Annotated in this window: 10 protein-coding genes; 7 read left to right on the top strand and 3 right to left on the bottom strand. The window is 45.9% G+C overall.

Translation table 11 applies throughout. The features are described 5' to 3' along the window. Positions 1-189: 189 nt before the first annotated feature. A complete protein-coding gene (locus ABIA61_RS13780) occupies positions 190-1404 on the top strand; it encodes a hypothetical protein (RefSeq protein ID WP_404580880.1) in 1215 nt (404 codons plus the stop codon). 157 nt (positions 1405-1561) lie between these two features. On the opposite strand, the gene ABIA61_RS13775 is transcribed toward ABIA61_RS13780, so the two are convergent. Next, a complete protein-coding gene (locus ABIA61_RS13775) occupies positions 1562-3187 on the bottom strand; it encodes a nitrite/sulfite reductase (RefSeq protein ID WP_283653500.1) in 1626 nt (541 codons plus the stop codon). 343 nt (positions 3188-3530) lie between these two features. Between ABIA61_RS13775 and ABIA61_RS13770 the strand changes: the two genes are divergently transcribed. Both ABIA61_RS13770 and ABIA61_RS13765 read left to right on the top strand, forming a co-directional pair. Continuing rightward, the gene (locus tag ABIA61_RS13770) at positions 3531-4772 is read left to right on the top strand and encodes a S1C family serine protease (RefSeq protein WP_283653499.1); all 1242 of its coding nucleotides are present in this window, start codon (positions 3531-3533) and stop codon (positions 4770-4772) included. 48 nt (positions 4773-4820) lie between these two features. After that, positions 4821-6734, top strand: a complete 1914-nt coding sequence (locus ABIA61_RS13765; protein ID WP_283653498.1) for a stalk domain-containing protein — start codon at positions 4821-4823, stop codon at positions 6732-6734. Positions 6735-6767: 33 nt separating this feature from the next. Here the strand turns inward: ABIA61_RS13765 and ABIA61_RS13760 are convergent, their stop codons facing one another. Continuing rightward, positions 6768-7001, bottom strand: coding sequence for a hypothetical protein (locus ABIA61_RS13760; protein ID WP_404580879.1), 234 nt, complete (start codon positions 6999-7001; stop codon positions 6768-6770). Positions 7002-7514: 513 nt separating this feature from the next. On the opposite strand from ABIA61_RS13760, the gene ABIA61_RS13755 reads away from it, so the two are divergent. Continuing rightward, positions 7515-10025 carry a U32 family peptidase gene (locus tag ABIA61_RS13755; protein WP_404580877.1) on the top strand — a complete coding sequence of 837 codons (2511 nt, stop codon included), beginning with the start codon at positions 7515-7517 and terminating at the stop codon, positions 10023-10025. A gap of 193 nt (positions 10026-10218) precedes the next feature. Then, a complete protein-coding gene (gene galU, locus ABIA61_RS13750; protein ID WP_404519482.1) occupies positions 10219-11100 on the top strand; it encodes a UTP--glucose-1-phosphate uridylyltransferase GalU in 882 nt (293 codons plus the stop codon). 87 nt (positions 11101-11187) lie between these two features. Here galU and ABIA61_RS13745 read toward each other — a convergent pair whose 3' ends face one another. Then, positions 11188-13644: an O-antigen ligase family protein gene (locus tag ABIA61_RS13745; protein ID WP_404580876.1), complete on the bottom strand. Its 2457-nt coding sequence runs from the start codon at positions 13642-13644 to the stop codon at positions 11188-11190. 176 nt (positions 13645-13820) lie between these two features. Between ABIA61_RS13745 and ABIA61_RS13740 the strand changes: the two genes are divergently transcribed. Together ABIA61_RS13740 and ABIA61_RS13735 are read left to right on the top strand one after the other, a co-directional pair. Then, a complete protein-coding gene (locus tag ABIA61_RS13740; RefSeq protein WP_404519484.1) occupies positions 13821-15239 on the top strand; it encodes a class I SAM-dependent methyltransferase in 1419 nt (472 codons plus the stop codon). Positions 15240-15285: 46 nt separating this feature from the next. Further along, positions 15286-16221, top strand: a complete 936-nt coding sequence (locus ABIA61_RS13735; RefSeq protein ID WP_404580875.1) for an NAD-dependent epimerase/dehydratase family protein — start codon at positions 15286-15288, stop codon at positions 16219-16221. Positions 16222-16229 lie beyond the last annotated feature (8 nt).

Below are 16229 nucleotides of genomic sequence, written 5' to 3'. Positions count from 1 at the left end.
TTGGAGTTTCAAATGTTTGGGCTCGGGCTTGAAGAGGTAAATATATAACTCATGATTGTATAGCATCGCATGAAGTTCCGTGCCCACGTGACAACCATTACAAGTTGAAGCGAAACCGTTTGTAGTCTTATCACATCTAAGGTTTTTAAAAACATCTCTGAGGTAAAGTCATGAAGGGAGCTGGAACGTTTGAAGGGAACGCGAAACGGGTTTCTACGAACACGTGTTTATTCATGGACAGCAGGAGTTGCTTTAGCGACATTGGTCATGGGGTTTAGCGCTATTCAGTCTTATGCATCCGAGGTGTCCGAAGCGGCCGTGCCCAAGCAAGCTGAGATTGAAACAAGCGCAGCGATTGGAAGCTTTGAGGATGAAGGGAACCCACACAATTATATTCAGCCCGCAGCGAATGGTGGATTTCTGGTACTGAACATCGAAGACAACACTGAGGCAAGCGTGGCGCATGTCACGTACGGCAAGCTGGACAGCTCGCTGGAGGGTGTGTGGAAGCATGAGCTGGATCTGAACGTGCAGTCTGGTGCAAGCAGTAGGGGAGTCCAGCGGGAGACGTCGGATGGTGGCTCGCTGTTGCTTATTGACTACACGAAGCCAGATGGGATACGGGAGTTACAGGCTTCACGGTTGAATGTGGACGGGAATGCCGTGTGGTCCAGAACATTACAAACGGATGGCTTGGCATCCCATGGACAAAACTCTCTTATAGGTTTGGAACCGCTTGCGGACGGCGGATTTCTTGTATCCTCTCTGAACCGGGATGAGCAAGCATTTACCGTACTCAAATACTCAGAAGCTGGTGAGGAGCTGTGGAATCGAACGAAGGACGGGGTGACTTCGGGTTGGTTGGTTGGCAATCACGATGGATATTATGCACTTATGAACAGTCCTCATGGCCCGGTAGGAGTACAGGCAGATGTGTACGGACGGGAAATCCGTAACATCAATTTTGACCTGGGCTCTGGTAAAGACATTGCAGAAGTACGCGAGTTGCCTGGCGGCCATATTGCCGTGACAGGGCTTAAAGGGAACAGCAAGCGTACACAGATTTTGAGCAACGGACTGCAATTGTTCGGTGATACAGAGGATTATCCGACTGACCGGGTATATCTGCCGGAGGAGCAGGTGTACGTTCGGTTTAGTGACCGATATGATCCGCTGGGAAGCACCACGAAGATGCATGGGATCACCATCACTGGCTTGAAAGGAAACGGTGCGAAGGTTTGGGAAACCACTACCCATTACAAGGAAGACAATTCCTTCGGCATCCGATATGACACAGGACTCTTATACAAAATACCGACAGGCTATGCAGTGGTGACATTCACATCCGGTGGCGCTCATAAACCGGTAGTGCTTGATTTTGCGAAAATATGGATACCGGAATAATCCGGTGTCTTTTTTTTGAAAGCGCAGAAGATGACCTTTTGCAGCCATGTTTTGACCAAAAGGAAACAGCCTGCTTGTATGCGAGATACAAACAGGCTGCCTTGGAAGGCCTATTAGGTTAAGAGAACACATTATAGAAGAGCTTTACTTACAAGCCTCAGGAAGCGACGGTGCTGGACTGCAAAATAGCAGATAGCTTTTCCTGAAAAGTCGGAATGCCTACTCGTTGTACATACGCATAAAAAGTTTCATCGGCGTTTCGATTTTCTTTGTAAAACAGAATCAGTTCTGCCAACACAGGGCCGACCTGATCACCACGTACGCGGCCTTTGAGCGCTTTATTGAACTGGGCACCCGGTCCGAGCGCTCCGCCGACAGCAATATCGAACGCGTCGACCATGCCTTCGGGTGTCTTAATAAGCGAGCCTTGCAGACCGATGTCAGCAATATGCTTTTGTCCGCAGGAATTCGGGCAGCCGATGAAATGAATGCGCACTTTTTCATCCAGCTCTACGTGCTGATCCAAATACTCGGCAACGTCAATCGCCCGCTTTTTAGTCTCCACAATCGCCAGATTGCAGAATTCATTCCCGGTGCATGAAACTGTACGGCTCATAAAATGCTTGGGCTGTGGCGTCAGGCGCTGTAGCACAGGAGCCTGTAGTAATTCATCCACCTGGTCGTCCGGGACGCCGCTCAGCAAAATATTTTGTGACATGGTGGTACGAATCTGTCCATCACCATAGCGATCAGCCAGGTCGGCCAGCTCATGCAGCTCGTCAGCATCCAGACGGCCTACGGGCACGTTCAGGCCGACATAGTTTAGACCCTGCTGCGCTTGTGGATGCACGCCGTCAAAATAAGCTGCTTGCCAGCCGATCGTTTTATCTTCGCCCCGGCCGGGCATTTCGCCGATATACTCGGTGAGCTTGGCTAAAAACTTTTCCGGGCCCCAATCGGCGATGAGGAATTTCAGGCGAGCATGGTGCCGTTTTTCCCGATAGCCGTAATCACGGAAAATGGTGGTGACTGCAATAGAAACCTTCAAAACTTCATCAGGACGGACAAACAGGTCCAGCGATTGCGCCAAATGCGGCTTGGCGGATAAGCCCCCACCGACCATCGCATGGAAGCCGATGACTTCTTTCCCGTCGATCACTTTAGTGGCTGGCGTAAAGGACAAATCGTTAATTTCAGCCTGCGCGTTATTGTACGTATTACCGGAGATGGACATTTTGTATTTACGCGGCAGATTGGAGAAGTCCCGATTTAATACGAAAAAACGGTTGACTTCATCCACAATGTCTTTGGTGTCGACCAATTCATTCGGATCAATGCCTGCCAAAGGATTGCCAACAATTGTACGCGGGCAGTCGCCACAGGCTTCAAAGGAGTACAAATCGACTTTTTCCAGCCGCTCGAAAATATCAGGTAAGTCTTGAACCGTCAGCCAGTGAAACTGAATAGCCTGACGGGTGGTAACATCAACGAGACCGCGTCCGTACAGCGTGGCTATGTCCGCCAATGCATGTGCCTGCGCTGATGTCATGATACCTGTGTTGATGCGGACACGCATCATGAAATGGCCATCCTTGGGCTTTTGCTGATACACTCCGGCCCATTTGAAACGATCCATATCGTCCGCAGTGATCGAATCGAAGCCTGCGCTCGCATAGTTTTCGATAATGGTGCGTATGACGTCGAGGCCGTCCTTTTCCAGCTTAGCAAATTCGAATTTGTTCAGTTTATCGGGATGAGCGGTCCAGATTGGTTCGTAAGCCATCCTTTTAACCTCCTTCATAAGCGTTGTTTACAGGGATTCAAAGTTATACTTTTTATTTCCGACAATAGAACTAAGATATAATGTGATGGTATCATAGTTGGTTGTGCCCGTAAACGAAGTATTGGCCCAAACGCTATAACGATTATTTATCGTATTTGCTTATTTTTTTGATATAAGGATTTGGTAATTTTATAGTATAAATGACATGAGGGGTCATGTTGGCGGCAAACATAGCTTTTTTAGAAAAAGATAGGGCTAAAAGCGATTGTATGCGTGTCTCCTCTATGGTAGATTTGGACTAGCTGATAGAACAGGGTCATGTTAGAGAGGAAAAGGTGAACATATGCGTAAGATGGGGAAAAGGGCGGTCATACTGGCTTTGGGCAGCGCTTTGTGTGTATCTGGAACAGCAGGTGCAGCCAGCAGCGGAACCGCTTTGAAGGCAAAGGTCATTAACGGCGGAGTCTATGTCAATGTAGGCGATATGAATAAAGCATTAGGAACCAGCGGCGCGTATAACAGCGCAAATGGTACATATACGTTATCGGCTGATCGTGTGCCGCAGGTGGTTAAAAACGTATCTCCCTCTGTGGTAGGCATCATCGGCCGCTCAGCAACGGGACAAGCCGTGGCAGGCGGAGATCGGTACAACCTTGCTCACGGCACAGGGGTCATCATTCGGACAGATGGATGGATTGTCACGAATGCGCACGTCATTGAAGGATTAAATGATGCTGTGGTCGTGACATCGGACGGTAAATCCTACGGGATTACAGATAGCTACAGCGATCCGGTCAGTGACCTGGCGTTGGTTAAGATCAAAGCAAGCGGCCTCAAACCTGCTACCCTAGCAGGCTCGCCGAACAATCTCCAGGTGGGAGAGCAGGTAGTGGCTATCGGAACGCCTATCTCTTTTTCCCTGCGTAATTCGGCAACTTCGGGTGTCGTCAGCGGATTGAACCGTGGCGTCAACGCTGCCTATCGACTTATCCAAAGCGATACTGCGATCAATCCTGGTAACAGTGGCGGTCCGCTTGTAAACCTCAAGGGTGAGGTAATCGGGATCAATACAATGAAATTTTCGGCTGTTGGTATTGAAAATATGGGCTTTTCGATTCCTTCGGATACAGTGAAATATGTGATTGCTCAATTTTTCAAGTATGGTGAGGTTCGGCGTGCCAGTCTTGGTCTAGGATTGGAAGAGAGCTGGTCGGCGATCGTGGGGCTGCCTACGGAGGACCCTTTGAAAGTCACAAAAATTACTTCGGCTAGTGCTCTTCAGGCCAAAATCAAGGAAGGCGACGAGCTGTATAGCATAAACGGCAAGCGTGTGGCTTCCGCTATCGACGTCAACGAGTTGCTTAAAAGCTATCAGCCTGGGCAGACGGTGAGCTTGCTTATGCAGACGGACGGCGATATTGTAAAACGCAAGCTGGTACTGTCACAGGATAATGGCGAAATCTATGAATCTATTCAGGGCGGAGAGGATTCTGCGGACTCGGATGAGTCGGCTGGTGATGGCAATGTAGCGCCTTCCAAGGAAGCATCTGAGTCAGTCCAACAGGCGGCCGTTACAGGAAAGTAATTGAAAACGGTGCGTTATGATATCAAATATAGCTAGAGGGAGATTATTGTGAAGCATATTCAAAGAAAAATGATGCATAAGCTGGGAGCTGGCGCCGTTGCATTGTCCGTTCTGCTATCTACTTTGCCGGCAGTTGCGGCGGACAGCGATAAAACGATCTTGGAGCTGCGTCTGCAAGGCGGCAGCAACACAGCCATCGTGAACGGTCAGAATGCAAGTATTGCCAAACCCTATTCGAAAAGCGGTGCACTGATGGTTCCGGCTGGTGTGTTCAAAAAAGCATTTAACAGCAAAATTCGGCTGGCTGAAGATAATGTGGTCAAAATTAGTAGTGGCGCTCACGTCGTATCGCTGACCATCGGGAGCCGCACTGCCTGGGTGAGAGGTCACAAGGTGACACTTCCGGCTCCACCGGAGATGTCATCAGGTATCCTGATGGTTCCGTTGCGTCAAGTAGCAGAAGGTCTCGGGGGCAAGCTGGAGAAGAATGGTGCGGGAATTGTCATTCGGATGGAGGCGCAAGAAGAGGCAGGTAAGGTAGCGGAAGAGACGCCAAGCATCGATAATGATGAGGGAAAGACGCAAATCGGGAACAGCTACTACGATTGGTCCATGAACTATCCGACAGGACTGGTCATCGGTCAGGGTGGCGGTGATGAGAGCATCTCTACATTTATGGACGAGAATAGTGCGTATTATCTGGAAGTGCATACGGCCTTACAGCCGGTTCCGTTGAATGCGGACGACCTTCTCCAACAATTGGTGCAAACCGCCAAGGAGACGGGAGAAATCGTTGTAGATCGAAAATCCTTCCCGAAATCGAAGGTACCTTATGCGCGTGTCATTACGAAGGATGGAGACGGCGTGCTGTGGGAAAACCGTCAGTATTATGACAACGGGCGACTGTACGTCATTTATTTTTCCGATGCCAAAGCAACGAATTATAAGGATCTCGCACAGTATGCGGGTCTGTTAAATTCCTTCAAGACTTCCTTCAATGCACAGGATAAAAGCATTAAAGACCTGTCGACCGTTGTGGGGGGAACACGTGAGGCTGGAAACCCGGACTATGGTGTGTCGCTTAGCATACCGGCAGGCTGGAAAATGGACGATCAGCGGATGCAGTACGAAAGCAACGATGGATCAAGTTTCCGCTTGAAAGTGACCTCAGCTCCGGCTGATGCCAAGTTGGAAAACTGGAGCCAACAGCTGCAAAAGTGGCTGAGTGATTCATTTGTCTCTACAGCTTATGAGGCCCAGAAGACGTATCCACTTGAGGTTGCGGGGGTTCAGGGGCTGGTTCAGGAGTATCGATACAACTTTGGCGACGGATGGGTTAAGGAATACAATGTGCTGATTCAGCAAAATGGATACCGCTATCTGGCTGAATACGCTGTGCCGGAAAAAGTGAGCAAAGGGAATGATCAGTTCAATGCGCTCATTTCCTCGCTTCAAATCGATTTCCAAACTGTAGCGAGCAACTTCGGACAACTGGAAGAGGACGACTATCTGGCAGACAAAACGAAAACGGTCAAAAAGACTTCGAAAGCCTATGAGTACACGGTGAATATTCCACGGTACTGGACAGCGATCAGTGACCAATTTGAATTGGGTGATGTGGAGTACCAGTTTACCGGAGGAAGCTTCTCCATCAAAGTCGATAATGACAAATCGTTCGAGTTAACGGTATCCCAGCTCAAGGACTTCTACGATAAGCAGGGTAAAAGCTACAAAAACCTCAAGGTTGAAGAGGTTAAGGACGTGACGTTCGCCGGGGTTCCGGCAGCTTCCTTTACATTCCACCGCGTGGAAGAAGGCATTGGCTATACAGGCCGCCAAATCGTTCTGGAGCGTGACGGAAAAACGTATACCGTGACAACGACGCTGAATGACGCGAACAATACGGGCGTGCAGTCTAATGCACTGGATTCAACGCTGAATTCGTTTATGTTTGTGAAGTAGGAGAAAGAATTAGCGAGTTATGGTGGGGGAGCGCTACGCGTGCCATTTGATCCTGCGATCGCTGTTGACCCGGAATTTTTTGATTGTATAAGGGATTGAATGGTAAAAATCCCGCAAGCGTATGCTTACGAAGTAGCCTTCCTTTGGAAAGCTTTCAGGCGAGCGCTGACGCTTCTCCGGATTCAAATGGCCCGCTCCGCTGGCACCCGCCATAAGATCGCCAATCTTTTTAAAGAGTGAAGTAAGCAGAAAGATCAAAAGCTGCACGTTTTACTAAGTTGCCTATCCTACCTACTTTTCCTTTTTTTAAGAAGTAGTCTGAGCAGCGATATTTACTTCGCTTCTTTCTAGTTTTATATGACTCACCTCCAAAGCACTGCTTGACGGATATGGAGGTGTTTTTTTGTTTTTAGTATGATATTTTTGCGAGGAATCGCTTGGAAAGTGTAGAAGCTTGGGGCGCAGTCTGGTACACTAGATTAGTTACAAGATAAGAATGATTATGCCGCAAATGTTTGTTGTGCGGATTTTTTGAGTTGGATGTAATTCATGCGAGGAACCGATGGTTCAGAGTGTGGATGATCGGACAAGATGATAGAAACAGATAGGATTTAAAAATGTGATTCTTAATAGACTTTGATTTCCCTGACTCAGCATGATCAGCTTTGGAATGAGTCGATGAATTACTCATAAGATTACCAGGTAAGCAGCATAGCTGCCCTGAAAACAACGATTAGCCAATAGGCGATCATTCGTTTTCAGCATATAGGGAGGACAATGATGAAATTAGCAGTACGAAGAGAAGATGTCGAGCTTCTGGCGCCGGCCGGTGACTGGGATTGTATGCGTGCGGCGGTGGCGAATGGAGCCGATGCGATCTTTTTCGGAGTAGAAAAGTTCAATGCACGGGCGCGGGCGAACAATTTCCGTATGGAGGAACTGCCTGAAATTATGGCGTTTTTGCATAGCTATGGGGTTAAAGGCTTTTTGACATTCAATATATTGGTGTTTGAAAACGAGCTGGAGGACGCCAAGGAGTTGGTCGATGCTTGCGTGGATGCAGGTGTGGATGCGTTGCTTGCACAGGATATGGGCTTGGTGAAAATGATCCGCGATATTTCGCCGGATTTTCCGATCCATGGCTCTACCCAGATGACGATTACCTCGCCAGAGGCAGTAGAGTTTACAAAACCGTACAACATTGAGCGGGTCGTGCTCGGACGTGAAAATAACTTAAAACAGATTCAAAAAATAGGAGAGCAAGCGAGACTTCCGATGGAAGTATTCGTGCATGGCGCGTTATGTGTATCTTACTCGGGTCAATGCTTGACTTCTGAAATGTGGGGCGGACGTTCTGCGAACCGTGGCGAATGTGCACAGGCATGCCGTTTGCCTTACGATCTGATGGTGGATGGCGTGCAAAAGCCGATGGCTGATGTGACGTATCTGCTGTCACCCAAGGACTTGGCTGCCATTGATCTGCTGCCGGAGTTGATTGGTGCAGGTGTCATTTCTTTTAAAATCGAAGGACGACTAAAAACGCCTGAATATGTAGCGAACGTGGTCAGCAAGTACCGTAAGGCGATTGATAAGTATTTCGAAGGTGATACTTCCAAGACCAGCAAAGAAGATATCCGCGAGCTTCAGCAAAGCTTTTCACGCGGCTTTACGCACGGTTTTCTGGAAGGAACGAATAACAAAAAGCTGGTTGACGGTACGTTCCCGAAAAGCCGGGGCGTGTATCTGGGCCGGGTGGAACAAATCCTTCGTGACGGCGTAGTGTGCCGTATTGATGCGCCGCTGAAGCGTGGCGACGGTATTGTATTCGATGCGGGAGATCCCACGCAAAAAGAAGAAGGTGGCCGCGTATACGATATCCGCCGCAAGGGTGTAAAGATCGAGGGCGAAGCCGGAGAAGGCTGGATCATCGACATCGTAGCGGGACGCAACGATGTGGATTTGCGCCGTGTACATGTCGGCGACCGCATTTGGAAGACCAACGACCCGGCGCTGGACAAGCGTCTGCGCCAGACGTACGACACCGACAAGCCGTACCGGGTCTTCCCGGTACATGTGCGTGTCAGCGGCTCTCCAGGGCAGCCGCTGTCGACCTGGTGGACCGATGTGCAGAAAGGCACGACGGTCCGTGTGGATTCCGAGCTGGAACTTGAAATCGCCCAGAAGCGTCCAATGACGCGCGAACTGCTTGAGGAGCAGTTCGGCCGACTGGGCGGAACAGTGTTCCAGCTGGAAGAAATGGACGTCCACCTGCATGGGGACGTCATCGTGCCGATGCGCGAGCTGAACAGTATCCGCCGTCAGGCGGTGGAATTGCTCGCGGGCGAGCGCCCCAAACCGCCCGTGTACACGAAGCGGGCGGTAGAGGTGTATGGCGATGCATCGGTTCCTGCATCGCCAGTGGCACGCGGTCAGGCAGAACTGACCGCGCTGTGCCGCAGCCTCCCGCAGGTTGAGGCTGCGCTGGAGGCCGGCGTGGAGTTCATCTACGCCGACTTCGAGTTCATCAAGCAATTCCCGGCAGCCGTGGAGGCTGTACACGCTGCAGGGCGCCGAATTGCGCTAGCGACCCCGCGTATTCACATGCCGGGTGAAAACGGCTACCACAACAACATCCTGCGCCTAAAGCCAGATGCTGTGCTGGTACGCAATCCGGGGGCGCTGTATTTCTACATGCGTCATCGGTTGGAAAATCCGGATGCACATCATCCGCAGTTGATCGGTGACTTCTCGTTGAATGTAGCCAACCACAAAGCGGCTGATTTGTTCCTGGATTCAGGCTGCGACTTGGTTACGCCGTCGTATGATCTGAACATCCAGCAAATGGTCGATATGCTCAGACGCACGCGTACCGATAAGCTGGAGATCGTGATTCAGCAGCATATGCCGATGTTCCATACCGAACATTGCGTATACTGCACCTTCATGAGCGAAGGCACGGACTACACCAACTGCGGACGTCCATGTGAGGACCATCGCGCATCCCTGCGCGACCGTATTGGTATGTCTCACCCCGTTCGCGTGGACGAAGGCTGCCGCAACACGGTATACAACGCCATCGAGCAATCAGGTGCCGAGTATCTGTCCAACTTTATGGAGCTGGGCGTGTCCCGCTACCGCGTGGAGTTTTTGGAGGAGACACCGGAGCAGGTGCATGAGGTGATTGACCTCTACAACCGTGCCTTGCGCGGAGAGATCAGTGGTACGCAGGTCTGGAAGACGCTTAAAGCGACGAATCAACTTGGGGTTACACGCGGGCAACTGGTCAAGTAAATAACTGTATATTTGTCTGGAGCTAAAAATATTACAGAAGCATAATATGTTCATATAGCAAGCTAGTGATTGGAGGACATTTTCTCTTTGAGGGAAGATGTCTTCTTCTTTAGCCTATTAAATTAATCCACCTTCCTGTTATAATCATAGAAGTATATCTATCCGTTATATTGAAGACAAAGGAGATTAACCCATGAAAATACGTAAAGCGATTATTCCTGCTGCAGGCTTAGGAACCCGTTTTCTACCTGCTACCAAAGCGATGCCTAAGGAAATGCTTCCGATTGTAGATAAGCCAACCATTCAATATATTATCGAAGAGGCTGTAGCATCTGGAATTGAAGATATTATTATCGTAACAGGTAAAGGTAAAAGAGCGATTGAGGATCATTTTGATTACTCATTTGAGCTGGAGCATAATCTGGCCGCCAAGGAAAAATGGAATCTGCTCAATGAGGTGCGCAAGCCATCAGAAATGGCAGACATACACTACATCCGTCAAAAGGAGCCCAAAGGTTTAGGTCACGCTATATGGTGTGCACGTAAATTCATAGGGGATGAGCCTTTTGCTGTACTTTTAGGTGATGACATCGTTGAGTCTGAGAATCCATGTCTCAAACAGATGATCGACGTTTTCGACGAGTATCAGCGCTCTGTTGTAGGTGTAAAGCAAGTGGATTGGGACGAGGTTCATCGTTACGGGATTGTTGAGGGTCATGCACTTACCACCAAAATCTCGGAAGCAGAACGTCTGGTAGAAAAGCCGAAAAAGGAAGAAGCAACCTCCAACCTGGCGATCATGGGACGCTATATCTTGACGCCCGATATTTTTGATATCCTTGGGCAGCAATCCGCTGGAGTAGGCGGGGAGATTCAATTGACGGATGCATTGTCCAAACTGGGTGAAAAGAATCCGATCCTGGCCTACGAATTTGATGGAAATCGCCATGACGTTGGAGAAAAGCTGGGGTTCATTGAAACAACCATTCATTATGCTCTGCAGCATAACGAAATTAAAGATGAAGTGCTGGCTTATATGAGACGGGTTATTGAGGAAATTGATCAACAAAAATAGGACGTAGCTTCAATATGTTCTCTCTTGCTTAGTATGAAAAAGAGACTGCCAAATGATGTGATATCATGGCAGTCTCTTTGTGTTGCTCTATTTCTCCGATTTCAACTGATCAATTTGCTCTTTCTCCTTCGGATCAGCTTTTATCAGCTTATCGTACAAAGCTTTGTCATCCTGTCCCTGCTTTTGCAGAGCGACGATATAATAACGAGCCACCTCACGATTCGTAGCATCACTCAGATCGTCCTTCAAGCCGTTTTTGAGGATGTTGGCAGCCTCTGCAGGCTTACCTGACATGAACTCAATTTTGCCAGCACTGAGCGCAATGCTTGGGGTTACTTCAAAAGTACGTGTCAATTGAATTTCAGGTGGAACCGTCTTAATATGAGCTATCCCATCCAGAACCTGCTGGTAAGCAGCAAGACCTGCCTGGAAATATTTCTGCTCCTTGGCCGTGTCCTTTTGCTCACGTGCCTTATCACCAAGAGAATAAGCTTGAGTGATCAACATATTGTACCAGTCATTGTCCCATCTAAAGTTGGAGATGTTATTTTCCAAAATGCTGAGGGCTTGCTCATTCTCACCCTTTATTTGTAAAAGGTTAATTTTGGAGCTAAACATGAATTTATTATACGGTTCTGCTTTCAGGCCCGTATTTAGAACCTCTATTGCAGCATTATAAAATTCCTCTTTTTTCGTTTGCTGATAAACACTCTTGTACAGTGCAGCCAGTCTTATAACCGAATCCGGATGTGTAGGACGAAGTTCAAGATCTTTATTAATAGCACTTTGAATTTCCTCATATGATGTGCTGACCGCCATGATCTGTTTGCCATATGTGGCAGCATTAGCCGATTGCACGAAGCGAAGACCTGCAAATAGCAGCACAATGCTCAGGATACCAATGACTCCACTGTACGTGATCCGGAAACCGGAAGCGCTCATGGATAGGCGTTTAAGCGGCTTGCTGTCCATAGCAGCGGCCATACCACCGAGACTCATAAATACCAGTATGCCCATGAACACGTAACTGAGATTAAAGTCCAACAAGCTATGAAGTAAGATCGAGAGTGCCAAAATAAGATACAAAAAGTGAGAATCCCGATCTTCATCATTTTGTCTAATATAGCTACGAATATATTTGTAGAAAATATATAAGATGAATGACATGAAAATCACGAAACCGAGAATACCCACTTCAACTAAATACTGCATGAAAAAGTTATGGGCCTGACGGCTAGTATAAGGATAATCTTGATACTTTTCATACAAAGTAGCCCAACCGCCCCCACCGGTTCCAATGACAGGGTGATCTTTAATCAATTTGGCAGCATCCTGATAGAATACAAGCCGCTCCAGTACACTATGCTGGCGGAAGTTGATGTTTTCTAACCGGACCTGGACGTTATCAGGCAGTACGCTGCGCAGGCCAGTTCCAATAAACAGAAAAGCCAGCAAGCCAATTACTACAACTGATCCGACAGGCAGCCACAGGTTGGATAACTTCCGGGAGGTCCAGCCTTTGAGGGCATTCTCCAGCTTTGGTGCCAGATAACGTTCAACAAGCCACAGAACGACAGCTACAGCAAGGGAGACACCAATAAGCAATCCCCAGGCTTTGGCCGCCTCTCCACCGTTGTAGGTCTTATTGAGTTGTAATCCCATATTTGTAATCGGAGTCAAGATAGATATTGACGCTACACCAGCAATGGCGCAATGCAAAATCCATATAATTTGGCGTGCAGGTTTAAAGAAAAGCAAGAGCAGCACGAATACGACTGGCAGCATAACCAGACCGCCCCGTGACAGGGTCAGGAATAGCGAGACCAGAATTGGTACCAACATGAAGCCATGAGTAGCTTTGCCATACCATGATTTTGATTTCATCAGACAAAAAACGGCTGCGAATAGGAAAGCCATTAGAAAGGCGGCATATGTATTCGCATATTGAAACACTGATGTCAGCCGGAGCCCATTTGTATCTGTCATGACTGCATTGGTATAGCGGTCATTATAAACATATTGGCTAAGCCAGCCCACCAGCTTGCCGGCAAGTACCCACTGTCCGAACCAGTTGATAAAGCCAAAGCCGACAATGACATAAGCAACGGTCATAATCACATTGTGAATAATCTTATTGCCTAACCGATCCTGAAGTAGATAAATTGAGATGATAAACAGAGCGGCATAGATACACTGCACTACTACCATATTCATCGCGAGATAATGAGAAGCAGCGGAAGTTAGCGAAAGGACATAAGTCAGGGGAAGCAGCAGTACCAATACAGCCAGCCAATCCCTTTGCTCTTCCAGCTTGAATTTCTTATAATAGGTTATGATTCCTAAAATCAATAGAATCGTGCTGATGATCAAAGCCCAATACAAAGGCTTCTCAAAATCGAGCATTTGCCCATTAAAAAGTGCAGCCTGGAAGGGGGCCCAAGCTAAAAACAGAATGATGCCAACAATTAACACCCAAAATATAGCCGGCCTTTTATCGTCACGGGTCGACGTTTTGGCCTGTTTCCCGTATACTGGATTCGACAAGGTTTACAATCTCCTTTTCTTGTAGATACGTCAATATTTTAGCATAAAAATTTGCTTCTACATAGCTATGCTCCTAGACAGTGTAGATAATGATAGAACTTGGGGACATTTGTGTCCCATCTATACTAAACTTTATTAAAGGTAGATCTGTTCAAATAACGAGGATATTATGCTTAATGATTGTATTGAAAAATAAAGCTCTGCTTGGAGATGGGGTTAACTTTATGTTAAAGAAAATAGCAAAAAAAATTCCACAATTAAACAAGATAGTCGATGAGAGAAATAGATATGCTCTTGATAGCGAAAAAAAATATGAGAAGATTTTAGAATTGGAACGTATTAACGCAGACTTAGTGTCTAGAATTGCATCGGATAGGAGCCTCAAAGATGACTTGTTGAAGCAAAATGAAATTGTTAACTGGAAGTGTAAAGCGAAAAGGTTTGAAAATCAAATTTCAAGCTATTTAGACGGGGACGGGAGTATCATAGATCATTCCTTCATTAGACTTGCAGAAGATCAACATGTTGTTGCGTTCATTCCAGTTGAGCTACTTTTCACAGAAGACAAAATTACGGCATATTCCAAAGTGGATCAAATAACGGCGGACTGGAAGCATCAAAACACAGTTTGGGAAAATATTAATTTGGTTAGATTAAAACCTCATCGGGACCTGATGAATTTTTTTAAAGGCCTTGAAAAGAGCCCTGATGCCTATATTAAATGGTTTGAAAACTTATTTTCTTCAAGAGGGCTAATTGCGGAATCTTCAATAGCTGTAATAGATAGACGTCATAGAGAATTTCAATGCATGAGCAAGGAGCTAAATAAAGGAATTGATTTTTTTACTGATAATCCAATAGAGGTCAGATGGAATCCTAGCGGTTATTTTAATATAATCGATGGTCACCATCGCGCAATGTTTCTTTACTGTTCTGGAATGAGGTTGATTCCAGCAAAAGTTAGCGTCCAAGAATTTATAAATTGGATAAATAAAGAAAAAGCTTTGGAATGTCTTGAATTAATTAATGATCAGGTAAGAAGCGAGTTTTATACACCTATTTGTAATCCGTATTTTTATGATAGGCCTGCTTATCGTGATAATTCGTATAAATCAAGATTAGACCATATACTTGAATTTTTCAATTCGAAGAGGTTTAGTAATTATAAGATCTTAGATATTGGTTCAAACCTAGGATATTATTCACAATTTTTTAGTAGAGAAGGAGCAAAAGTTACTGCTTTGGAACCTGATAAACAACACTATGATTTAGCAAAATTATTAACGGAGCTTACACATACAAATATTACGTTACTTCAAGATAAAATTGAAGAGTATGAAACGAGTGAAACTTACGATGTTGCGATATTTTTAACTGTTTTTTATCATTTTTTCGAAGACAAAAGAGAACTTATTATCAAGAATCTTGATAAGTTGATCACTTCATTTATTATCTGGGAATCTGGCGATAATCCTCAAATGGAGATCGATTACATTACTCAGAACTCTAAATTTACTTATTACAAACAGATTGGCGACACATATGGGACGGATAAAATTAGGGAGTTGGGTATTTTTTCTGTGAGTCCTTTTTGAGTAATAATGAGCGCATAAAGTACAATTTTGTTATGGAGTGATTGATATGAAGATACTAATAACTGGTGGGGCAGGATTTATAGGGTCAACTGTTGCTGAACAATTGCTAAATTTAGGCCATAATGTTTTTGTGATTGACAATTTATCTACTGGTCACCTAAGCAATTTAGATGAAAGAGCTGTTTTTTTTGAAGCTGATATTAAATCTGACCAACTGAATAACTTATTCAATCAGATTAAGCCTGATCAAGTATTACATTTTGCGGCTCAAGTAAATGTGAATAGATCGATTGAAGACCCTTTGCTGGATGAAGAGACTAATATTAAAGGAACAGTTAACATACTGGAAAATTGCAAGAAGCATGGTGTTAAAAAGATTATATATGCTTCTTCTGCGGCGGTTTACGGTGTTCCTCAAAACTTACCTATTGCTGAGAATCATACTATTGACCCTATCTCTTTTTATGGTATATCCAAGTTTGTACCTGAACAGTATATCAAAACTTATGCTGCTCTTTATGGACTTAAATATACTATTTTAAGGTATTCTAACGTTTTTGGACCTAAACAAGATCATGTTGGAGAAGGAGGAGTAGTCTCTATTTTCATAAACAAGATGTTAAAAAACGAATCTCTTATTATTTATGGTAATGGAGAGCAGACAAGAGATTTTATTTACGTCCAAGATGTTGTTAATGCTAATATCGCAGCTATTGATAGCGAGATTAATGGGGTATTTAATGTGAGTACAAATACTACAATTAGTTTGAATGAACTTGTGAGGATTATGTCCGAGTTTAATTCTAAAAAAGTAGAATTGACCTATCAAGAAAATAGAGTAGGGGATATTATCCATAGCTGTCTTGATAATAGTTCGGCTATTTTGCATCTTAGCTGGAAGCCTAAATACTCTTTAGAAGAGGCATTGAAAGAAACTTTTGATTATTACAGAAGCGAAGCATTTAATAATGAGTTTGTATGATGAGAGGG

The sequence above is a fragment of the Paenibacillus sp. RC21 genome (genome assembly GCF_044907935.1).
In the GTDB taxonomy this organism is placed as follows: Bacteria; Bacillota; Bacilli; order Paenibacillales; family Paenibacillaceae; genus Paenibacillus; species Paenibacillus terrae_A.
Note: the sequence above shows the minus strand (reverse complement) of the source record. Positions and strands in the feature narration are given on the sequence as shown.